The following is a 21793-nucleotide window of genomic DNA, read 5'->3' on the forward strand; positions in this document are numbered from 1 at the left end:
AGCCCAGTCTACATTAAGAGAACCGAACTAAACGCGCCTTCCCCCTCCCCTTTTTTAAGGAGAGGGGCCGGGGGTGGGGTCAACAATGGACAAGCTTATCAATGAACTTCAGCAGGCGATCCTGCAACGCGATACGCGGCGGCATTTTCTGCAAACCTGCTCGACGGGGCTGGGCGCTATGGCGCTGGGTACGTTGTTCAGTGGCTGCGAAAGCCTGTTGGGCCGTACTGACAAAGCCGCCGCCAGCTTAGCCGGAGCTGGCATTGACCCCACGGCCAGCCCAACGGACCCGCGCCTGTCTCAGTTTACGCCGAAAGCCAAACAGATCATCTACATCCACATGGCCGGGTCGCCCAGCCAGTTGGAGCTGTTTGATTACAAGCCCGAACTGATCAAATACAACGGCAAAGACTGCCCGCAGGAACTGCTGACGGGGAAGAAATTCGCTTTCATCCGGGGGGTGCCCAAGATGCTGGCGTCCACGGCTACGTTCAGCCAGCATGGGCAATCAGGAGCTTGGATCAGCGACTACATGCCACACTTGCAGACCGTTGCTGATGAGCTGACGTTTATCAAGTCGATGCACACCGACCAGTTCAACCACGCTCCGGCCCAGTTGCTGATGCACACGGGATCGCCGCGGTTGGGGCGTCCCAGCATCGGATCGTGGGTGACGTACGGGCTGGGTACCGAGAACGCCAACCTGCCGGGGTTCATCGTGCTGGCGTCGGGCGGTAAACAACCCGACGCGGGCAAGTCGGTCTGGGGCAGCGGCTTTTTGCCCACGGTGTATCAGGGCGTGCAATGCCGTACCGATGGCGACCCCGTGCTGTACGTGAGCGACCCCGCCGGTATGCCCCGCGACATCCGCAAGCAAACGATCGAGGCCATTAACCAGATCAACGAGCAGGCGTATCAGGAAGCTAAAGACCCCGAGATTCTGACGCGTATGTCGCAGTACGAAATGGCGTTTAAAATGCAGACGTCCGTGCCCGATGCGATGGACATTGCGGGGGAACCCGAGTACATCCTGAACGCCTATGGTGTCGACCCGAAGGTGGGATCATTTGCCCGTAACTGCCTGCTGGCACGGCGGCTGGTTGAGCGTGGGGTCCGTTTTGTGCAACTCTTCGACTGGGGCTGGGACACGCACGGCACCAGCAAAGACAGCTCCGTCGATTTTGGGTTGCAGGAGAAATGCCGCCAGACCGACCAAGGCGTAGCGGCGCTCATCAATGATCTGAAACAACGCGGCCTGCTCGACGAAACGCTGGTGGTCTGGGGCGGCGAATTTGGCCGGACGCCCATGCAGGAAAACCGCGACGGACAGGTACAGGGTTTTCACGGTCGCGATCACCATCTCGACGCCTTCACCGTGTTTATGGCCGGGGGCGGGGTCAAACGGGGTCTCTCGTACGGCGAAACCGACCCGATTGGCTACTACGCCGTGAAAGACAAGGTGCACGTCCATGACTTACAAGCTACCATGCTGCACCTGATGGGTTTTGACCATACCAAACTGACCTACCACTTCCAGGGTCGTCCCTTCCGCCTCACCGACGTAGCGGGCAAGGTTGTCAAGGGCGTATTGGCGTAATTGATCGAGTATGAAGAAAAGCGAAGCACAGCATGTGCAGATTGCCATCGGTGCACTGATAGGCGAAGTAGTCTTAACGACTGTACTCTTCTCGTCGGCTAATGGGGTGCTGATTCTGTTATTGTTGGTCTTTCTGGCCGTATTCGCGGTGGGGTGCTGGAACATGGTTACGTACATCATCCGATCCTCTTGTCAGGAGAACGTCCGGCTTGGCCTATTGATCAGTACCTTACTACCCTTAGCTTACCTGGTTTTTCTGGTGGCCTATATCGCCTCAGACATCGTTGTCGACTGACGACGTAACCGGCAACACCACCCGTTCGCCGATCTGTTGCCGCCACATGGCGTAGTACAAGCCTTTCGCCTCGACCAGTTCGTCGTGGCTGCCCGTCTCGACAATCCGACCTTTTTCGAGCACGTAGATCGTGGTGGCGTGCATGATGGTCGAGAGGCGGTGCGCAATCAGGATCGTGATCTGCTCCTGCTCGGCCGATACGGCGCGGACTGTGTTGGTAATGGCTTCTTCCGTCAGCGAGTCGAGCGCAGACGTTGCTTCGTCGAAAATCAGCAGACGCGGACGGCGGACCAGCGCGCGAGCGATGGACAGGCGCTGTTTTTCGCCACCCGACAGCTTCATCCCGCCTTCACCGATGGGCGTATCGAGGCCGGCGCTCGACCTTGTCACTAAGCCCATCGACGCCGATTTCCGCAGTGCCTCAATCATTTCCTCGTCGGTGGCGTCGGGCCGCACTAGCCGCAGGTTATCGCGTATACTACCCGCAAACAGATGCGTTTCCTGCGTGACGAACCCCAACTGTCGGCGCATAGGATTAAAACGTAGATCGTTGGTCGAAATATCGTTGTAATAAATCTGCCCATCCACAGGCCGGTACAACCCCACCAGCAGCTTGACCAGCGTTGATTTGCCCGAGCCGGAAGGCCCCACAAAGGCGATGGTATCGCCCAGCCCCGCCTCAAACGACACTCCGTCGATGGCGTTTTGCGTAGCGCCCGGATGCCGGAAAACCACGTCGGCAAATTCGAGCCGTTCAATCGGCCCCACCTCCTGCGCCGATTCGGGGTTGCGCTCGATGGGCTTCTGCATCAGCTCATCGAAACTCTGCACACCCGCCTCTACTTCGCGATACGCCAGAATGAGGTTGCCCAACTCCTGCAACGGGTTGAAAATGGCCACCGAAATAAACTGCATTGAAATCAGCTCGCCGGGGCTCAGTACCCGCCTGAAAATCAACCACAGCAGCGTAAACAGAATCGACTGTTTGAGCAGGTTGAGCGTCGTACTTTGCCAGAAGGTCAACATACGTACCCGGCGAATTTTCTGCATGTCCAGGTCAAAAATCTGCTTCGTTTGCTGCTGCATCCGCCGAATTTCGGGGAAGGTCAGGCCCAGGCTTTTGATCAGTTCGATGTTCCGTAGCGATTCGGTAATGACACCCGACAGCCGGGCCGTTTCGCGGTTGATGGTCCGCTGCGTGAGTTTGATCTCGCCACTGAGCCGGGCCGTGAGTCCGCCGAGCACGACCCCGCCAATGAGGAAAACGGGCACCAGCGCCCAATGCTTGGTGAGAGCGTAGAATACCAGAAAGCCTAGCCCGACCACCGATGAAAACAGCACGTTGACGAAGGAATTGACAAAGCGCTCCGTATCCGTGCGAATCTTCTGCAACACCGACAGGGTAACCCCGCTGCTTTGGTCGCCGCCCTGCCCGTAGGAGAGTCGCAGCGTCTGTTTCAGGCCATCGTTGAACAGATCCGTCCCGAACCGCTGTACCACGTACCGGGTCACGTAATCACCAGCGGCCTTGACGGCGTTGGACAGCAGCGCCACGCCAATGGCCAGCCCGAGCAGGGTAAGCACGCCGCGCAACTGCTCACTGTCCGTTTTGCGGACCGGATTGGTCGCGTACTCATCGATGAGTTTTCCGAAAATAATGGGATCGATCAGGGCCAGTATCTGCGCCAGTCCGGCCAGCGCCAAGGCGGCAGCAGCCCGCCAGCGATACGGTTTCAGGTACGTCCAGAGGGTGTGCACAGGGTAGTCGAACGGTCAGGTAGCTATCGGCTGCCGGTTGGTAGCCTTCTCGGTTAGTAAACGACCCACCCAGGCAAAGGTTTGGCAGCGAGGCAGTCTGCTCATTCGTCGGCCTTACGTCGTCGCCAACCACTGTTCCTGTCGGTATGTAGCCAGCAAGCGGGTCTATTTGTATCTTACGGCTCACTCTTCTCTGCATGAAACACCTCTTCGTTTTTCTGCTGCTGCTGTCTAGTGCGGCACTGGCGCAGCCCTACGACCTGATCATCAAAAATGGCCGCGTGGTCGACGGTGCGGGCAATCCGTGGTTTTATGGCGACGTGGCCATTCAGAACGGGCGAATTGCCAAAATCGGAACGATTCCGGCGGCCGACGGGCGGCAGGTCATCGACGCAAAACGGCAGATCGTAGCCCCCGGCTTTATCGACGTGCATACCCACGTGGAGGGCGATCTGGAAACACGGCCCGGTGCCGAAAACTTCATCTACGACGGCGTAACGACCCTCGTGACGGGCAACTGCGGCGGCTCACAAACCAACCTCCGCGCCATGTTCGACACGCTGCGCATCAAGGGCATGTCGCCGAATCTGGCATCGTTGGTGGGGCACAATTCGGTGCGGCTAAAGGTGATGAAAGCGGCTTTCCGCGAACCCACCGCCCGTGAACAGGCCGAGATGGAAGCGCTCGTGCAGCAGGCCATGCGCGACGGCGCCGTGGGCCTCTCGACGGGCCTCATCTACACGCCAGGTACGTATGCCCGTACACCCGAAATTGTGGGGCTCGCCAAAATGGCCGCGCAGTACGGCGGCGTGTATGCCTCGCACATCCGCAACGAAGGGCAGGATGTGCAAACGGCCATCCGGGAAGCCATTCAGATTGGGCGCGAGGCGGGTATTCCGGTACAGATTTCGCACTTTAAAGTAGCTAGTAAACCGTTGTGGGGCCAAAGCACCGAAACCGTGGCGCTGGTGGAAAACGCCCGTCAGAAAGACGGCATCGACGTAACGGTCGACCAGTATCCGTACACGGCGTCGAGCACCTCGTTGCAGAGTATCGTACCGTCGTGGGCGCTGGCCGATGGCGATTCGGTGGTACTGACCCGCTTCCGCGACCCCGCTACCCGCCGCAAAATCCGGGATGAAATGGTGGCATCACTGAAGAAAAACGACCGCAAGAATTACGAGTACGCCGTGGTGTCGCGCTTCGAGGCCGATACGACCTACAACGGCAAAAGCATTCACCAGATCGCGCAGGTACGTGGCCTGAAAACCGACGCGGCTTCGGAAGCCGACCTGGTAATGGCACTGCTCGAACAGGCGCAGATGAAACGAATTCAGATGGTCTACCATACCATGTCGGAAGCCGATGTGGCGACCATCATGCGGTACGCCAACACCATGATCGCGTCGGACGCGGGCGTGGCCCGGTTTGGGTCCAACATGCCGCATCCCCGCGCTTACGGCACCAACGCCCGCGTGCTGGCCAGGTACGTTCGGGAGCAAAAGGTCATTCCCCTCGAAGAAGCCATCCGGCGGATGACCTCGCTGCCGGCGCAACGTTTCCGCTTTGCTGATCGGGGACTGCTCCGGCCGGGTTACGCTGCTGACATCGTTATTTTCGACGAAAACACCATCACCGACGCCGCCACCTACGACGCCCCCCACGCCTATTCGCAGGGGTTCAGCTACGTGCTGGTCAACGGAGTGCCGGTGGTCGAGTCGGGCAAGCATACCTACAAACGGCCGGGGCAGATCCTGCTGGGCAGTGGGTATGTGAAGCGGGATGAGTGATAGGTTGCTAGGGTTAGTAAACCGTTTTTTGTCATCCCGACCGGGGCGCGCAGCCGTCAGGAGGTATCTTGGCGTTTCCTTGCTTGAGAGTCAGGATGCATTAAGATCCCTCCTGGCGTCAGGATGACAAAACACCCTTCATCGCTCATCCTCCATCGCTTCCCACAGGTAAAACAAACCCCTTTTGTCTTTTTCGATACAGTCAACGTCCTAAACCATACACCATGTTTCGCCAATCCCGCCGTACGTTCCTCAAGCAAACCGCCCTGGCTTCGGCCGCTCTTGCCGCGCCGGCCACAGCCTTCACCACTCACCGCGACGAGGCCGTTGTGATCGGGCATGGGTCGCACCGCTACCGGGTCGTACCCAACTGGGGCGTACTCGATGCGGGCAAGAACCCCGTCAACGATTGCCACGAGATGGTACAGGACGCCAAAGGCCGGATTTTCCTGCTGACCAACGAGACCAAAAACAACGTCCTGATCTACGATAAATCGGGTAAGTTGCTCAGTTCGTGGGGGCACGATTACCCCGGCGGCCACGGCCTGACCATCGGCGGCGACGGTAACGATCAATACCTACTCATCTGCGACCCCGACCGGCATCAGGTGATCAAAACCGACCTGAACGGCAAAGAGTTGATGGTCCTCGATTACCCGCGCGAAACGGGTGTCTACGCTTACCCGGCCAAGTACAAGCCGACCGAAACGGCCATCAACCCGGCCAACGGCGATATCTACGTGGCCGACGGCTACGGCTCGAACTATATCATGCAGTACGATCAGAACGGTAAGCTGATTCGCTATTTCGGCGGTCCCGGCTCGGCCAACGAGCAGTTCGATTGCTGCCACGGTATCGTCGTCGACCGGCGTAACGCAGCTAACCCGACGTTGCTCATCACCGACCGTCGCCACAACTGCCTGAAACGCTTCACCCTCGACGGCAAGTACCTCAGCACCATTGCCCTGCCGGGTTCGTACATCTGCCGCCCCAACATCAAAGGCGACCATATCTACGGGGCCGTTTTCCGCAGCACGTCCGATGCCTACCCTGACTCTGGGTACGTTCAGATTCTGGACAAAAACGACAAGGTCGTCTCGACGCCCGGCGGCTCAGCCCCCACGTACCTGAACGGGCAGCTACAGGAACAGCGCAAAGACCGCACCTTCCTGAGTTTCCTGCACCCCCACGACGTCATGGTCGATGCCGACGAAAACCTCTACGTAGCCCAATGGGCCTCTCGTAAAACCTACCCCATCAAGTTAGAGCGGGTGTAGGTCCCTGCTAAATCAAGGCAGGATAGGAGTGCAGCCATTGTATTTTAGTGAAATGTCATATATTAACTTGTTGGGCGAGCGGTTCATCGAAGGACTTGTGCGCTGTCCGTCTCGCGTGTGACATGCAGCACGTTTCGCAAATGGGGCGGTGGTCCGTTAGGAGGCTCCGTGCAACAGACCCCCCCCCCGCGTAGTCAAGTGCAGTAAGTAGAGTTGTGCGCGTCTGGCTCCCTCGTGGGCCAGGTTTCGATTGACACAGGCTATGCCCGGCGAAGGTGAGTTGAGATGCTTAGCGCTTACAAGGCCGTTGGGTTTGGCGGTGTGAATGTCTTTTTGGGTAAGTTTTTATGAACAACCACCTCTATATCGGAAACCAAGATTTGTTCGCTGTTAGACTGGCATGGAAGCCGGCAACTCATCCGTCCCATCTTCCAGTTGTCTATGCACATTTAGTGATTGGAGGCCGTGTTATTGGCAACCCTGCAGAATCATGTTTTCTTCCAGGTTGGTCCGCAGCTATCGAATATTTCAAAAGGGCGATAAATGACCACTTTGACCAATTGTACCATCCTAATTTTGCAGGTCTTAATGATAGAGAGATTTTTGACATGATTTGGGAAGCCTATCCAGACCGTAGTCAGACTAATCCAATTTACAACGCGATCCACTTGGACGAGACAACTGATAGCTATCTGATGGTCATGGTTGCTCACGGAAAATCTTCTCTCAAATTCATTTGGAAATGCTGGCAGGAGCCTTGTGAGTCACTGGGGAAGTTATTCACAATTGTAGTGGAGCGTAATTTTGTGCTTGACACTTTGGAAAACACTCTAATTCGACTCCAATACGAACCTTATCGCTCCGCGTGGCCGTCTCGCGGGCGACAGGCCAAACGTCCAAATGAGTAACCTAAAAGTTTTCTTCTTTGATGTCTATCTGGCTATCTGCGGTAGTGGGTGTTTCCTAATGTCATTATTGATGTCAAATTGGCTCTTTGAGGCTAGCTCGGTTAGCCAGAAGATGACCACAGGATTACTTGTACTGGTTTTGCCGATCCTGTTTTTCGCTGCCCTGCCAGCTGTAGTTAGCGCCATGACTGAAAACGACAGGACAACCCTTCGGCGCATTTTCATCAAGGCCTTCGCCATTCAGGCTGTTATTGTGTTGAGCGGCTACCTGATGTTGGGTGGCGTAATCCTAGTAGGGCGATAGTAGAAATCCCCCTCCTCAAACTGACGTTGCGGTTAGAACGAGGCGAACAGACGCTTTTACCAATGGCTAGTTCTACTTGTAGCCGTTTCTGTACATGACGTTGTTGCTTCAGGCTCAGCCTTCCGACTGGGCGTTGTTTTTCGGGCGTTTCCACCCGCTGATCGTGCACTTACCCATCGGCTTTCTGCTGATTGCAGCGGTGCTCGAACTGGATCGGCTCATTCGGGGGCGGTCGGTGAGCCCACATACTATCACGACGATTTTGTTCTGGTCGGCAGTGAGCGCTACGTTGGCTTGCCTGTTTGGCTACCTGCTTTCGCTGGGCGGCGGCTATGACGAAGAGTTGCTCGACGAACACAAATGGCAGGGTATCGGTATGGCGCTGTTTGCCTGGGTGGCGTGGGTGGTCAAATCGGAGCGGATTGGGTCGCGGCTGCGTATGCGTCAGCTAATCTACCTGCCCGCGCTGGGGCTGGCGGTGCTGCTGCTACTGTCGGCGGGGCATCATGGCGGGGCGCTTACCCACGGTTCCGATTACCTCACCCAATACACACCCGAGCCGCTCCGGTCACTGGCGGGGATTCCCCCACGGACCGTAGCCGAGTTCAAGGCCAAACCCATCACCGACGTCAACCAGGCGCTGGTGTATGAGCAGATCGTTAACCCCATCCTGCAAACTCGCTGCGTACAGTGTCACAACGCCGAAAAAGCCAAAGGCGATCTGCGTATGGACACGCCCGACTTCCTGAAAAAAGGAGGCGAAGAAGGCCCCATTTTCGTGGCGGGCAAAGGAGCCGACAGCCGGATGGTCAAGTACTGCCTGCTCGACGAAAGCGACGAACACCATATGCCACCCAAGGGCAAGCCCCAACTCACGCCCGAACAGGTGACGCTGCTGTCGTGGTGGATCGATCAGGGGGCGTCGTTCGACAAAAAAGTAGCCGACGTGCAGGTCACTGACGCCGTGAAGCCCGCGCTCGCTTCGCTGGGTGGCGGTGCCGCACCGGGAAGCGGAGCGGTAGCGCTGGCTACAGCAGGGGCCTCCGCTGCGTCGCCTCAGCCGGTATCACCCGTGTTGACGATGAAAATTGCCCCCGCTGATGCCACTGTGGTCGACGCACTGAAAAAGTTGGGACTGTTGGTGATGCCACTTTCCAAAGAGAATAACCAACTGGAAGTGAGCGCCGTCAACCTGAAAACCTTGACGGATGCGCAGGCAGCCGGGCTAGCCAAACTAGCCGATCAACTGGTTTGGCTGAAGCTAAGCGACACCCAAATCACCGACGCCACGATGGCGACCATTGGCAAGCTGAAGAACCTGCAAAAGCTGCACCTAGAACGTACCGCCGTCACCGACGCGGGCCTGCGTCAGTTGGGTAGCCTAACGTACCTGGAATACCTGAACCTCTACGGAACGAACATCACCGACGCGGGACTGGCCAATCTAGCGGGCCTAAAATCGCTTCGGACGGTGTATGTCTGGCAAACCAAGACAACTGAGGCAGGCATTGCTAAACTGAAACAGGCACTGCCCAACGTGGAAATCATCGGCGGCATGAGCGCGAACACGGTAGCGGCCAACTGAGTAGTGCCCAGGTTGGATCTTCGGCGCTATTGAACCGCACAATTTCTTAATACAGCTTTTGCTGGAAAGCGCGGCGGGAATGCGTTGTTTTGCGCCGTTACATTTCCCAGACTACTCATGCCTCCCATCCAACTCGTCGTTTTCGACATGGCCGGTACTACCGTCACCGACCAACACGAAGTCGAACGCTGCTTTACTGAAGCCGCCGCTCAAACGTCTCTACCGGTATCGCCCGAACGGATTCTGGCCGTGCAGGGTATGGGCAAGCGGCAGGTGTTTCAGATGCTCTGGGCTGAACAACTGGGCGAGCAGCACCCCGAGCTGGAACGGCACGTCAACACGTCGTACGCTGCCTTTCGGCATATTCTGGAAACACACTACCAGACCCAGGGCGCTAGCCCTACCGAAGGCTGCCTCGATACCTTTGCCTACCTCCACAAACGTGGCATTGCCATTGCCCTGACCACGGGCTTCTACCGGGCCGTGACCGATATCATTCTGGAAAAGCTGGGCTGGCTCGATGGCCTCAACGAGCAGCACGTGGGTACGTCGGATAGCCTCATTCAGGCGTCGGTGGCCAGCGACGAAGTGGCTGAAGGGCGCCCGGCGCCGCTGCTCATCGAACGGGCGATGCACCTGCTGGGCGTTACCGACCCGAAAGCCGTGGTGAACGTAGGCGATACCCCGTCGGATCTGCTCTCGGGGCAGGCGGCGGGTGTCCGGCTCAACCTAGGCGTGGTCAACGGTACGCATAGCCTCGATCAGCTACAACCCCACCCGCACGATCAACTGCTGGCTTCGCTCGCCGAATTGCCCGCCGTGCTCGAAGCGCTTTAACCCCGTTTACTCCCCCTTGTTATGTACGACCTCATTATCGTCGGCGCGGGTGCGCTGGGTACGTTCCATGCCTATCATGCCGCCAAGGCCGGGCTGCGCGTGTTACTGCTCGAAAAAGATGCACGGCCCGTGGGGGCGACCGTCCGCAATTTCGGGCAAGTGGTGCCGTCGGGACTGGCCGGGCGGTGGTTTGATCATGGCCGCCGTAGCCTCGACATTTACAAGGAGCTTCAGGCACAGACCGACCTGACGGTACGCACCAACGGCACCGTTTACATCGCTTCCGATGCCGACGAATGGGCGTTGGCCAATGAGTTACACGACCACTACCGCGCCCTCGACTACCCGAGCGAACTACTCTCTAAAGCGCAGTGCCTCGCCAAGTACCCGGCCCTGCAACCCGATTACGTACTGGGCGGGCTTTTCTTCGCACAGGAGCTGAGCGTTGAACCCGACCAGATGATTCACCGGCTAATCGCCTACTGCCGCGAACGATACCGCGTCGACTACCGAGCCGGACAAGCTGTGGTCGATGTCCAGTCAAATTACGGCGGAGCGGTGGTAACGATGGCCAACCGTGAACGCTTCGACGCCACGCGGGTGCTCATTTGCAGCGGCCACGAGATGCGGCTCTTATTTCCTGAAGCGCTCAGCGAAGCTGGTCTGATCGTCAGTAAACTACAGATGCTGCAAACCCAGCCGGTAATGGATGCTGGCCTTGTCGGCAAAGCGTTGCCCGGAAATATTCTCACGGGCCTGACCATCCGCCGCTACGAAGCCTTCCAGGCTTGCCCGTCTTACGCCAGCCTGCAAACCCCTGAGTCGTTGCAGGAACTAAAAAATTGGGGCATTCACATCCTCTTTAAACAGGCACTCGACGGCTCCTTCATCCTCGGCGATTCGCACGAATACGCCCCGGCCACCGAGGCTGAAACGCTTGGCTTCGATACCCACGAATACATTAACAAGCTCATGCTTACCGAGGCTGAGCGTATCGTTCGTTTTCCGATTCAGGTACGTCGGGCGTGGGCTGGTTTTTACAGCCAGACTACCGGAGTCCGTGATCGGGAGATTTTCGAGTACGACATTGACGACCACATCCGGCTCATTACGGGCATCGGTGGCAAGGGCATGACCTCCAGCGCAGGTTACGCCGAGCAAAGTATTCGGGCGCTTTTTTCGCTTGCCTAAGTATATTAACGTACTGTGAACCAGTCGTCGGATTGCTTCACAAACGCTTGACCGCCAGTCAATATTGACGTAATAGGCCAAACCTACTTTTGCAGTTGAACCAACAAGGAATTCAATCTGCAAACGTATGGAAGCCAACGTTTTACACCATTCTACCCGATCACTCAGCGCGGTCTCAGGCCACCGATGGGCCCGGCTTGTACTCGCGCTGGTGGCGGGCTTTTTCCTGAGTCTTTCCGGGCGGGCACAAACCATCACGGGGCGCATCGTGTCGGCCGATGATCAGGCACCGCTGCCGGGCGTGTCGATCCTGGTGAAAGGCACCGGTGTGGGCACAACCAGCCGGGCCGATGGCACCTATACCATCAACGTACCCAACTCGCAGGCCAGCGGTCGCGCCATGCTGACGTTCTCGTTTATCGGGTTTGCGTCGCGCGAGGTGGCGGTCGGGAATCAGTCGCGCATCGACGTGGCCATGCAGCCCGGAGATCAGCAACTCTCGGAGGTAGTCATCACCGCCCTGGGTATCAAAAAAGACGTGCGCCAGACGGGCGTGGCCATTCAGCAGGTCGACGGGGCTACGCTCGTGAAAGCCCGTGAACCCAACCCCATCAACAGCCTAGTGGGTAAAGTAGCCGGCCTCACCATCGGAGCCAGCGCCGAACTGTTGCGCCGCCCCACCATCGCCCTGCGCGGCAATACCGACGTGCTGTTTGTGGTCGATGGAGTGCCGATCAACTCGGATACCTGGAATATCAGCAACGACGACATCGAGACGTATACCGTGCTGAAAGGGGCGTCGGCCTCGGCCCTGTACGGGTTCCGGGGAAAGAATGGGGCCATCTTGATCACGACCAAGCGCGGCTCGAAAGACCGGCGCGGCTTCTCGGTGGAGGTGAATACCAGCCAGCAACTCGACAACGGCTTTATCGCCATTCCCAAAGTACAGGATCAATATGGCCCCGGCGACCACGGCGTGTATGCGTTCGGCGATGGTAAAGGCAACGGCCTCAACGACGGCGACTACGACATCTGGGGGCCCCGCTTCGACGGACAGCTGATTCCGCAATATGATAGCCCGGTGGTGCCCGGCCAGACCTTCACGACCAAATTTGCCAACGGTAACTCGTTCACCAGCAACCGCCAGCCAACACCCTGGGTAGCCCGCGGCAAAGACAACCTCACGCGCTTTCTGCAAACGGGCATTCTGTCGACCAACAACATCGCCATTTCATCGACGGGCGAAAAACACGACCTGCGCTTTTCGATTTCGCAGAACTACCAGCTGGGTCTGGTACCCAACACGAAGCTGAACATCACCAATTTCAACGTGTCGGCGGGCTACAATTTCACGCCGAAGCTGCGGTTTGAGTCGAACCTGAACTTCAATCGCCAGTATACGCCCAACTTCCCCGACGTTAACTACGGCCCCAACTCGATGATTTACAACATCGTAGCCTGGGGTGGCGCCGACTGGAGCATCGACGACATGAAGCAGATCTGGCAACCGGGCAAAGAAGGCACGCAGCAGATATACGCCGAGTACCAGCGCTACAATAACCCCTGGTTTATGGCCAAATACTGGCTCCGCGGTCACTATAAAAACGACCTCTACGGGTACACCTCCCTGCGCTACAAACTGATCGACGGCCTTGAACTGACGGCCAAAACGCAGCTGACCACTTGGAACCTGCTCCGCACCGAGAAATTCCCCTATTCGATGACGGTGTATGGTCGGGAAGAAGCCCGGGGCGATTACCGCGAAGACCGCCGTAACCTGTTCGACAACATCAACCAGGTGCTGCTGCAATACAACAAGCCCATCTCGAAAGATATCAGCCTGAACGCCCTGGCGGGGGGCGAAATCCGGGTGCTCAATTACAACGCCAACTGGGCCAGCACCAATTACCTGAACGTACCTGGCGTGTATAACTTCGCCAACTCGTCGAACCCCGTACTGGCCAGCAACTACACCGCCGATATGCGCGTGTACTCAGCCTACTACTCGGCCGACGTGTCGTTCCGCGACTACGCCACGCTCTCCACAACCGGCCGCATGGATAAGCTCTCGACCCTGCCGCAGGCCAACAACACCTACTTCTACCCATCGGTGGCGTTGAGCACGGTCGTATCAGACTACGTGAAATTGCCCTCGGTGGTGTCGTTTCTGAAACTGCGGGCGTCGTATGCCAACGTGAAAGACGCGCTCACCCAGTCGACCATTGGTAGCACGCCGGGGCTGTCGTTCCCGCTGGGCTACGGCGATGATTACGCCTCGGCCTACGGTGGCCCAACGTACCAGAACTCGGCCGTGTACAGCACGTCGTTGCAGTACAACAACAAACCGGCGGCCTATTACACTAACACGCTGAATAACCCCGACATCAAACCCAACTCGACCTCGCAGACCGAGATTGGTCTGGATGCCCGTTTCCTCAACAACCGTCTGGCATTGGATGCCGCCTACTACATCAGCAATGACGGTCCACGCATCTTCAGCCTCCCGATTTCGGGCGTAACGGGATACAACGCCCGCTTGGTCAACGGCATCAGTACGCAGAAAAAAGGCTGGGAAGTATCGTTAACGGGTAAAGCGCTGCGCTTACCGAGCGGCCTGAGCTGGGATGTGGTGGGTAACCTGTCTGGGTACGTTGAGCGCCTGAAAGAGGTGTACCCCGAAGGGGGCATCAACACCTTGCAGTCGAGCTATTTCGTAGGCGGGAGCAGCAGCAACCGCTTCCTGAACGTGGGCGACCGCACCGATGCCTTTTACTCGGGCGCCTTCATCCGCACGGCCGATGGTCAGCTCATCAATGATGCCGGTGGGCGGCCCATCGTCAACCCGGTGGCGCAGTTGCTGGGTTACGTCAATCCGAAATTTGTGTGGGGGCTGAATAACCGGTTCGCCTACAAAAATCTCAGCTTCAGCTTCCAGTTCGACGGGCGCGTGGGCGGCGTGATCGGCGACTACGTGCAGCAGAAGACCTTCCAGGGTGGCCGCAACATCGAGACGGTCGAAGGCGCCTTGGGTGCCGCCCGTGCCAACGACGTGCAGAACATCAAATCGTATGTGGGTGAAGGCGTGCAGGTGGTTAACGGGGCGGCCATCAAGTACGACGCGCTGGGTAACATCACCAACTACAACGAACTTCAGTTTACGCCCAACACGACCCAAACCTTCGCCCAGGATTATGTGGCCCGGGTGTATGGACAGACCGAGGCGTTCCTCATCAGCCGCAGCTACGCCAAGCTGCGCGAGGTGGTCATTGGCTATTCGCTGCCGCAGTCACTGCTGGGGCGGGTGGGTATCCGGCAGGCCACGGTCTCGCTGGTGGGTCGTAACCTGCTCTACTTCGCCGAGCGGACCGACATCGACCTCGATCAGTTTATCACGGGCGGCGTGTCGAGCCTGCAAACGCCCACCACGCGCCGCTACGGCATCAACCTGAATCTGACCTTCTAATCACTGCCGGCGCGGGTAAAAGCCCAGGTTATACCCGCGCCGGCTTATTCGGCAATGCCATGAAATTCAGTCAACTACTTTCTTTCGCCGCTGTCCTCGCGCTCACCGTCAGCGCCTGCGAGCAACCCTTCAACGAGTTGGAAAAAGACCCCAACCGGGCCACCACGGCTCCCGCCTCGCTGGTGCTGGGCGGCGTGCTCAACGACCTCTACAACAGCACTTACGGCGGCGGGGCCTGGGGTGACTACCAGCGCTACAACCAGTATTACGCCAGCAATTACAACTACTACGCCACCAACGAATACACCTGGACGCAGACGTCGCTGTACTTCACGACGCTGAAAAACGTGGTGAAGATGGAGGAGGAAGCCAAACGGGTAGCCCTGCCCGATCAGAACCCCTACACGGCGCTGGGCAAGCTGTTCCGGGCCATGCTGTTCGAGAACATGACCAAGCGCGTCGGTGACCTGCCCCTGACCGACGCCCTCCAGGGCCTGAACAACCTTACGCCCAAATACAACAGCCAGAAAGAGGTGTATGTGCAGGTGCTCAAATGGCTCGACGAGGCCAACAGCGATCTGGCCGCGCTCATCGCCAAGGGCGACAACAACCTACAGGGAGACATTTATTACGGCAACAGCCTGGCCAAATGGCAGAAAGCGGTGAATACCTTCAAGCTGCGGGTGCTGGTGAGCCTGAGCGCCAAAGAAGCCGATGCCGACCTGAACGTGAAAGCCCGTTTTGCCGAGGTGTTGGCCAACCCCGCCAAATTCCCGCTGATGACCAGCATGGATGACAACCTGCAATACGTCTACAACAGCACGTTCAACAAGTACAACCGCAACCCGGACAATTTCGGGCAGAACGCCACGCGGGAAAACATGACGACCACGTACCTGGGTACGTTGACGAGCCTCAAAGACCCGCGTACGTTTGTGGTGGCCGAGCCCGCCGCCGCCAAGCTAAAAGCCGGCCTGCAACCCACCGATTACGCGGCCTTTGTGGGGGCGTCGTCGGGTGAAGACTTAGCGATTATGTCGTCGAAAGCCAATCAGGGCGAGTACTCATTCCAGAACCGGCGCCACTTCTACAGCACCTACACCGCCGAGCCCTTTATTCTGCTGGGTTACCCCGAGTTGCTGTTCACGATCGCGGAGGGCATCAACCGGGGTTGGGCATCGGGCTCGGCTGAAGACAGCTACACTAAAGGCATCCAGACATCGTGGGCATTCTACGGCCTGAAAGACGGGGCCAACGACGTTTTCTTCTCAGCCGACGGCGGCTACAAGGCCTTCAATACCTACTCGGCTCCCGTCAGCTACGCCACGTATTATGCGCAGACGGCGGTGAAATACGCCGGTAACAACGCCAACGGGCTCAAGCAGATTCTGACCCAGAAATACCTGGCCATGTTCCAGCAGTCGGGCATGGAGGCCTGGTACAACCAGCGCCGCACGGGCGTGCCCACGTTTGAGGTAGGCCCCGGCACCGGCAATAGCCAACGGATTCCGAAACGGTGGCAGTACCCCACCACCGAGGCGGCCTACAACGCCGATAATTACAAGGCCGCCATCACGAGTCAGTATGCTGGTAATGACGATATTAACGCCCTGATGTGGCTGCTGAAGTAAGCAGCTTCGCCATAAACCTATAAGGTTTCCAAAACCTTATAGGTTTGCTTATTAACCGACTAAACCAAATGCGTTTTCTCTTTCTACTAGGCATACCCCTCTTGCTGGGTACGTCAACCCTGGCGCAACCCGCTCAAAACATTGTGCTGGTGACGCTGGACGGTGTTCGCTGGCAGGAGGTGTTCAACGGGGCCGATTCGACGCTGCTCTTCGATCCGGCGTTCAGCCGCGACACCTCGGCCGCCCGCAAGGCATTCTGGGCAGCCACCCCCACCGAACGGCGGCAGCGGCTGATGCCTTTTTTGTGGACGACCATCGGCGGGCAGGGGCAACTCTACGGCAACCGACAGATAGGAAGCCGGATGAACGTGTCGAATCCGCACTGGTTCAGCTACCCCGGCTACAACGAAATTCTGAGCGGGTATGCCGACGACCGCATCAAGTCCAACGACAAAATCGACAACCCTAACCTGACGGTGCTGGAGTTTCTAAATCGGCAACCCGCCTTTGCGGGGAAAGTGGCCGTTTTTTCGTCGTGGGATGTGATCGAAGCGGCCGTCAACGAAAAGCGGAGTGGCATCTACGCCAGTTCGGCCAACGAACCGAGCCAACCCACTACCGCGACCGATTCTTTGCTGACCGATATGACCCGCCTGCTGCCCCGCCCCTTTGGCGACGGCGTCCGGGCCGATATGCTGACTTATTTCGCGGCCCGCCAGTATGTGAAGCAAAAAGCGCCGCGGGTGCTGTTCCTGTCGTTCGACGAAACCGACGATCTGGCCCATGCCGGGCAGTATTCGGAGCACTTGCAGATGGTGCAGTCGATTGACCGCTACCTCGCCGACCTATGGCAGTTGCTTCAGCAAACCCCGCAGTATGCGGGCAAGACAGTGCTGCTCATCACCACCGATCACGGCCGGGGTCATACGCCTAAAGCTCGCTGGAAAGACCACGGCACCAAAACCGCCGACTCGTACCAGATCTGGCTGGGCGCGGTAGGCCCGGGCGTCGCTACGTCGGGCGTCGCGGCGTCGGGTGAGCAGAAAAACGGGTCCGTGCTCTTTCAGAATCAGATTGCGGCTACGCTGGCTCAACTACTGGGGCTGACGTTTACGGCCGACCATCCCGTTGGCCCCGCGATCGACCTTTCCGGCCGCGCCAAGCGATAACCCCTTTTCCGCCCCAAAGCGCGCAATACGCTCCATGACTCGTCGATCCCTCTTAAAAGGCTATGCCCTATGCCCTGTTCGACCTCTGTGCCGACAGCGCCCTCAACCGAACCTACGTAGCGTATGAATGAGATCACCGACCTGTTCACCCAAAACGGGGCCGATGCCTACTATGGCGAACCCGTGACGCAACTGGCCCACGCCCTGCAATGCGCCCAACTAGCCGAGGAAGCGGGTGCCGATGCCGAAACCATCGCGGCGGCCTTTCTGCATGATATCGGCCACATGCTGCCCGTTCCCGACGGCACGGCCTACATGGATGACTACGGCACCGTGGATCACGAAGGGCTGGGTGCCGATTTTCTGCGGCAACAGGGTTTCCCGGAAAAAGTGGCGCAACTGGTCGAGCACCACGTCAATGCAAAGCGGTATCTGGTCTTTAAAAACGCCGAATACCGGGCGCGGCTTTCCGAAGCTAGCCAGCAGACACTGCTCTTCCAGGGTGGCCCCATGACCGCCGACGAAGCCGCCACCTTCGAGCAGCACCCCTATTTCAAGCCGATCATCCAACTCCGGCTGTGGGACGAACGCGCCAAACTAATCGACCACGTTACGCCCGACGCGGCCCACTACCTCGCCATCGCGGCCCAGGTACGTTCGGTGCAGTAAGGTTTGTTGGCGAGATAAGCCTGGGCGGCGGCGGCACAACGTACCTGACCATGTATAGCCGACAACTCCGGCTGGAGCCGGGCGTTACTGTAGCGCCCGGCTCCAGCCGGGTAGACCACGATCATCGTCACTATTCACTCGTTTTACAGCGACGTACCCAGCCGCTGCGCCAGATTTTCGATGTCGGCGCGGCGGGCCAGTACATCAAGCCATTCGGCAGGGATCGACTCAAGGCCGTAGTACAGGCCCGCCAGCCCGCCCGTTACACAGCCCGTGGTGTCGGTATCGCTCCCCAGATTGACGGCTTTCAAGACGGCTTCGACGTACGTATCTGATGTGAGAAAGCACCACAGGCTGGCTTCGAGTGTGTGTATAGCGTACCCGGAGGAGGCAATAGCTGCCTCAGTATAGTCGGTCAGGCGTAGGATTTCACCGTTGCCCGCGCCGCGTTCCAGAACGCGATCAAAATGAGCCAGCTCGTTTTCTGTCAGTCCAGGTACGTTGTCGGCGAAAGCGTGTACACGCTCTTGTACCGTTCGTAGCGCCTCGTGCTTTTCGGTGCCTTTCAGCAGTTCGAGCGCATACTCACAGTAGATAAAACAAGCGAAAATCGAACGGCTGTGACGGTGTGTCAGGCTCGACACATCGGCTACGCGCTGATATCGTTCGTGGATGGGTAGCCCTTGAAGAACAAAGGCCAACGGCAGGATGCGCATCAGCGACCCATTGCCGTTGTCGCCTTCGTTAGCGCCGCCCGCCTGCGTAGGGGTTATGCCAGTTGCCAGCCGCCCTATGGCTTTCGACGTAGCAATGCCGATATCGAACACCGTTCCGTGGGGCGTCCAGTAGCCGTGTTCGTTCCAGTTGACAAAGCGCCGGGCCAGGTCATCAAGGTCGAATCCCTGGCAAAGGCTTTCGGCCAGGCAAAACGCCAGCGAACTATCATCCGACCACGTACCTGGCGGTTGATTATGCGTACCATAGCCCTGCAGGGTCGTAACGGGCTCAGCAGCCAGCGCCGCCCGCCGCTGAAACTCGACGGGCACGCCGAGGGCATCCCCGACCGCTAGCCCCAGCAGTGCGGCGGTTATTTTTTGTGCGCCTGTGTTCATTCGTTTTCGTATGATTCGACTATCCATATCAGACCAACAATCTGTTGCTTCGCCGTTTATGGATTGTCGGTCAAGTATTCTTTTAGCTACTGCTGACCAAGCTTTAACTTACGGCTGAGGAGTGGATCAGGTATGAGGATAGGCGTTTCGTCAACAACGATCAGATCAGTCAATTTGCGAGTAGCTACCCGCTCCGACTGTTCCTTTACGAAACCGGTTATGTCCTCAATTGACAGAATCCACTCTGTGGCAAACGCTTTGAGGGTATTGCTTCTTAGACCGAGTTGGATAGCTCGACGCGCCAGCCGGTTGCCCCACGGGTCATGATCGGGGTCCCATTGCAACCGTACATCTGATAGCGCCAATGCGGCCTGCCAGTCGGCTATGGTTGGGTATATCGCCGGTTGATACGAAGAATAAACAGCTTGTTCCAACAAGGTAACAAACCGATTCAGCGGCACTTCAATCGCAAGAATACGCTCCTGATTGACTTTTGATGCCCATCCTGCCCTGTACATCATCCACAAAAAATTCGGTTTGATCCAGGACATGCGGTTAAACGAGTAAGCCGGCCCACCGAAGCACTGATGCTGAACGGCGTACCGGGCGATCGTCTCGCTGTAGGCCTGATATACAATAATAGACTCACCGCGAAGCTGCCCAAGAATATGGCAGCCCTCCTGTGGCAGCGCATTTTCGGAGTGATTGTAAGGGACTGTACGCAGATTCATAACAGTATTAAGGTTGAGTGGCCAGCCGCCCCCGGATGTCGGCCAGGGTTTGGGTACGTAGGAGTTGGCCGTCGCGGAAGACGGGCTGAAGCAGGCCCGTGGCTTCCTCATCCCAGGTGCATTGGTCATGGAGCACTAGCCGCCCGTTTTCCTCGACGACCCGAAGCAGGCCGCGCGCCGACCGTTTGGTGCCGCTGTCGGTTTTGGGGTCTTTGAAAATGGCGCGCGCTTCGCCGTTCACCTCGCCATACGTGGCTTTTACGGCAAACCCGAAGGTGTCGCGTGTGACGTATTCGTAGGTGTATGAGCCAATGCCCAGCACGACGTTGAACGAGGCGAACCCTTTCTGCTTTAGTTGTTCCAGAATACGAAGCTGCCGCTCGGTGGTGATGCTGTCGCCGTAAATCAGGCCAATGTGGCTGTCGAGCAGTTTGTAACCCCGTTCGGTACGGATACCGCCGAAGGTTTCCCAGAGGCACTCGATCGCGCCTTTGTGGGCCGGACTGCCCGGTTCGGCATCCGGGTCGCCGCAGATAATCTTCACGGGGTCGCCTGAGTCGGGGCGAATCACCACCTTGCCCTCGCGGGCCAGAATCTGGCTTTTCAGTTGGGGCAGAAACTCCGTGATCACGCGCCAGAAATCCCAGGTATCCGACACAATCGACACCACGCCCGCCGGGTAAACCGTCGTGATGAGCCGCTCGAAGGTGTCGATCTCGCTGTCTTTCAACCCCATGCACATCACCGAGTGTTCGGTAGCGGGCACCGACCCACCCACCAGTTCCGTGTCAGCATTGGCTCCGTAATAGGTTTCCAGAAAGTCGATCGCAGGCACCGAATCGGTTCCGGTAAAGCTCAGTAGGTGGCCCGCTCCACTCAGTACGGCATCTTCCACGCCCGACATCCCCCGCATCGAAAAGTCGTGCCCCTGCCAGCCCACGAAGTCGCGGTTACCCACGGTTTCATCGGCATACTGATCGAATACCCGCCGGTAGGTGCGGGCGGTGGTGGCCGACGTGCAGGGCTTCCAGAGCACGCACGAAATGAGGGTTTCGAGGTAATTGGTCAGCCAGAAAAAGTCGGGGTGGGTGTTGCGCATGGTCAGCATCGGCACTTTCAGCGGCACCACCGACCCTTCGGGCAGGGCCTTGATCTCAAGCGGCAGGTAGCCCAGGTCGTGCAGCGCGCCGATATGGGCCACGTCGATCGCGCCCGGCCCTAGTGCGGTATCCATCCGCCGCTGATAACGGGCCAGCACCTGCGCTTTGGGCTGTTGGAAAAACCCGTCGTTCCACTGCCGGATCAGATACTCCTGTACGAAGTACTGGAGCCCGAAAAAGACAACCTCGTCGGTGCCGTCGACGCGGCTGCTGCGGGGTGTTAAATTGCTGTATACTAACTCAGTACCCTTGGGATACTGACGGCGGTGATCGGCCTTGTAAAAGTCGATGAGCGTAAGCGGGTTCAACGTCATGG

17 protein-coding genes are annotated in these 21793 nt (G+C 58.0%); 13 read left to right on the forward strand and 4 right to left on the reverse strand.

Features of this window, described 5'->3' with window-relative positions:
- The first annotated feature begins 85 nt into the window (after positions 1-85).
- Together FAES_RS27670 and FAES_RS27675 are read left to right on the forward strand one after the other, a co-directional pair.
- Positions 86-1597: a DUF1501 domain-containing protein gene (locus FAES_RS27670; protein ID WP_015334517.1), complete on the forward strand. Its 1512-nt coding sequence runs from the start codon at positions 86-88 to the stop codon at positions 1595-1597.
- A 10-nt stretch (positions 1598-1607) separates the two neighbouring features.
- The gene (locus FAES_RS27675) at positions 1608-1892 is read left to right on the forward strand and encodes a hypothetical protein (protein WP_015334518.1); all 285 of its coding nucleotides are present in this window, start codon (positions 1608-1610) and stop codon (positions 1890-1892) included.
- Here FAES_RS27675 and FAES_RS27680 read toward each other — a convergent pair.
- A complete protein-coding gene (locus tag FAES_RS27680; RefSeq protein ID WP_015334519.1) occupies positions 1872-3650 on the reverse strand; it encodes an ABC transporter ATP-binding protein in 1779 nt (592 codons plus the stop codon). The genes FAES_RS27675 and FAES_RS27680 overlap by 21 nt on opposite strands.
- Positions 3651-3847: 197 nt before the next feature.
- Between FAES_RS27680 and FAES_RS27685 the strand changes: the two genes are divergently transcribed.
- From FAES_RS27685 to FAES_RS27735, 11 genes are all read left to right on the forward strand, one after another.
- Positions 3848-5440: an N-acyl-D-amino-acid deacylase family protein gene (locus FAES_RS27685; RefSeq protein WP_015334520.1), complete on the forward strand. Its 1593-nt coding sequence runs from the start codon at positions 3848-3850 to the stop codon at positions 5438-5440.
- 224 nt (positions 5441-5664) lie between these two features.
- Positions 5665-6717, forward strand: coding sequence for a twin-arginine translocation signal domain-containing protein (locus FAES_RS27690; protein ID WP_015334521.1), 1053 nt, complete (start codon positions 5665-5667; stop codon positions 6715-6717).
- Between the two features lie 347 nt (positions 6718-7064).
- Positions 7065-7625, forward strand: a complete 561-nt coding sequence (locus tag FAES_RS27695; RefSeq protein WP_148289461.1) for an Imm42 family immunity protein — start codon at positions 7065-7067, stop codon at positions 7623-7625.
- Positions 7618-7929 carry a hypothetical protein gene (locus FAES_RS27700; RefSeq protein ID WP_041258446.1) on the forward strand — a complete coding sequence of 104 codons (312 nt, stop codon included), beginning with the start codon at positions 7618-7620 and terminating at the stop codon, positions 7927-7929. Before FAES_RS27695 ends, FAES_RS27700 begins: the two co-directional genes overlap by 8 nt.
- Positions 7930-8023: 94 nt before the next feature.
- Entirely contained in the window at positions 8024-9514 is a 1491-nt protein-coding gene (locus FAES_RS27705; RefSeq protein WP_015334522.1) for a c-type cytochrome domain-containing protein, read from the forward strand.
- 117 nt (positions 9515-9631) lie between these two features.
- The gene (locus FAES_RS27710; RefSeq protein ID WP_015334523.1) at positions 9632-10351 is read left to right on the forward strand and encodes an HAD family hydrolase; all 720 of its coding nucleotides are present in this window, start codon (positions 9632-9634) and stop codon (positions 10349-10351) included.
- 21 nt (positions 10352-10372) lie between these two features.
- Entirely contained in the window at positions 10373-11542 is a 1170-nt protein-coding gene (locus FAES_RS27715; RefSeq protein WP_015334524.1) for a TIGR03364 family FAD-dependent oxidoreductase, read from the forward strand.
- 127 nt (positions 11543-11669) lie between these two features.
- Complete coding sequence (locus FAES_RS27720) at positions 11670-15005, forward strand: SusC/RagA family TonB-linked outer membrane protein (protein WP_015334525.1); 3336 nt, start codon at positions 11670-11672, stop codon at positions 15003-15005.
- 59 nt (positions 15006-15064) lie between these two features.
- On the forward strand, positions 15065-16636 hold the full coding sequence (locus FAES_RS27725) for a SusD/RagB family nutrient-binding outer membrane lipoprotein (RefSeq protein WP_015334526.1): 1572 nt from the start codon (positions 15065-15067) through the stop codon (positions 16634-16636).
- A 68-nt stretch (positions 16637-16704) separates the two neighbouring features.
- The gene (locus tag FAES_RS27730; protein WP_015334527.1) at positions 16705-17805 is read left to right on the forward strand and encodes an alkaline phosphatase family protein; all 1101 of its coding nucleotides are present in this window, start codon (positions 16705-16707) and stop codon (positions 17803-17805) included.
- 123 nt (positions 17806-17928) lie between these two features.
- Positions 17929-18474, forward strand: coding sequence for an HD domain-containing protein (locus FAES_RS27735; protein WP_015334528.1), 546 nt, complete (start codon positions 17929-17931; stop codon positions 18472-18474).
- A gap of 143 nt (positions 18475-18617) precedes the next feature.
- Here FAES_RS27735 and FAES_RS27740 read toward each other — a convergent pair whose 3' ends face one another.
- From FAES_RS27740 to FAES_RS27750, 3 genes are all read right to left on the reverse strand, one after another.
- Positions 18618-19586 (reverse strand): ADP-ribosylglycohydrolase family protein, encoded by a 969-nt coding sequence (locus FAES_RS27740; protein WP_041258447.1) that lies wholly within the window; start codon positions 19584-19586, stop codon positions 18618-18620.
- 86 nt (positions 19587-19672) lie between these two features.
- Positions 19673-20317 carry a DUF4291 domain-containing protein gene (locus FAES_RS27745; protein WP_041258448.1) on the reverse strand — a complete coding sequence of 215 codons (645 nt, stop codon included), beginning with the start codon at positions 20315-20317 and terminating at the stop codon, positions 19673-19675.
- 7 nt (positions 20318-20324) lie between these two features.
- Positions 20325-21791 (reverse strand): nicotinate phosphoribosyltransferase, encoded by a 1467-nt coding sequence (locus FAES_RS27750; RefSeq protein ID WP_015334531.1) that lies wholly within the window; start codon positions 21789-21791, stop codon positions 20325-20327.
- Between the last annotated feature and the right edge of the window lie 2 nt (positions 21792-21793).

The organism is Fibrella aestuarina BUZ 2 (assembly GCF_000331105.1).
Taxonomy (GTDB): domain Bacteria; phylum Bacteroidota; class Bacteroidia; order Cytophagales; family Spirosomataceae; genus Fibrella; species Fibrella aestuarina.

What these genes read in the sequence shown, in the direction of transcription:
- FAES_RS27750 (WP_015334531.1), bottom strand. Translation starts at nt 21,791, where the DNA reads ATGACGTTGAACCCGCTTACGCTCATCGACTTTTACAAGGCCGATCAC.
- FAES_RS27700 (WP_041258446.1), top strand. Translation starts at nt 7,618, where the DNA reads ATGAGTAACCTAAAAGTTTTCTTCTTTGATGTCTATCTGGCTATCTGC.
- FAES_RS27715 (WP_015334524.1), top strand. Translation starts at nt 10,373, where the DNA reads ATGTACGACCTCATTATCGTCGGCGCGGGTGCGCTGGGTACGTTCCAT.
- FAES_RS27670 (WP_015334517.1), top strand. Translation starts at nt 86, where the DNA reads ATGGACAAGCTTATCAATGAACTTCAGCAGGCGATCCTGCAACGCGAT.
- FAES_RS27710 (WP_015334523.1), top strand. Translation starts at nt 9,632, where the DNA reads ATGCCTCCCATCCAACTCGTCGTTTTCGACATGGCCGGTACTACCGTC.
- FAES_RS27725 (WP_015334526.1), top strand. Translation starts at nt 15,065, where the DNA reads ATGAAATTCAGTCAACTACTTTCTTTCGCCGCTGTCCTCGCGCTCACC.
- FAES_RS27705 (WP_015334522.1), top strand. Translation starts at nt 8,024, where the DNA reads ATGACGTTGTTGCTTCAGGCTCAGCCTTCCGACTGGGCGTTGTTTTTC.
- FAES_RS27690 (WP_015334521.1), top strand. Translation starts at nt 5,665, where the DNA reads ATGTTTCGCCAATCCCGCCGTACGTTCCTCAAGCAAACCGCCCTGGCT.
- FAES_RS27745 (WP_041258448.1), bottom strand. Translation starts at nt 20,317, where the DNA reads ATGAATCTGCGTACAGTCCCTTACAATCACTCCGAAAATGCGCTGCCA.
- FAES_RS27675 (WP_015334518.1), top strand. Translation starts at nt 1,608, where the DNA reads ATGAAGAAAAGCGAAGCACAGCATGTGCAGATTGCCATCGGTGCACTG.
- FAES_RS27730 (WP_015334527.1), top strand. Translation starts at nt 16,705, where the DNA reads ATGCGTTTTCTCTTTCTACTAGGCATACCCCTCTTGCTGGGTACGTCA.
- FAES_RS27740 (WP_041258447.1), bottom strand. Translation starts at nt 19,586, where the DNA reads ATGAACACAGGCGCACAAAAAATAACCGCCGCACTGCTGGGGCTAGCG.
- FAES_RS27735 (WP_015334528.1), top strand. Translation starts at nt 17,929, where the DNA reads ATGAATGAGATCACCGACCTGTTCACCCAAAACGGGGCCGATGCCTAC.
- FAES_RS27685 (WP_015334520.1), top strand. Translation starts at nt 3,848, where the DNA reads ATGAAACACCTCTTCGTTTTTCTGCTGCTGCTGTCTAGTGCGGCACTG.
- FAES_RS27720 (WP_015334525.1), top strand. Translation starts at nt 11,670, where the DNA reads ATGGAAGCCAACGTTTTACACCATTCTACCCGATCACTCAGCGCGGTC.
- FAES_RS27695 (WP_148289461.1), top strand. Translation starts at nt 7,065, where the DNA reads ATGAACAACCACCTCTATATCGGAAACCAAGATTTGTTCGCTGTTAGA.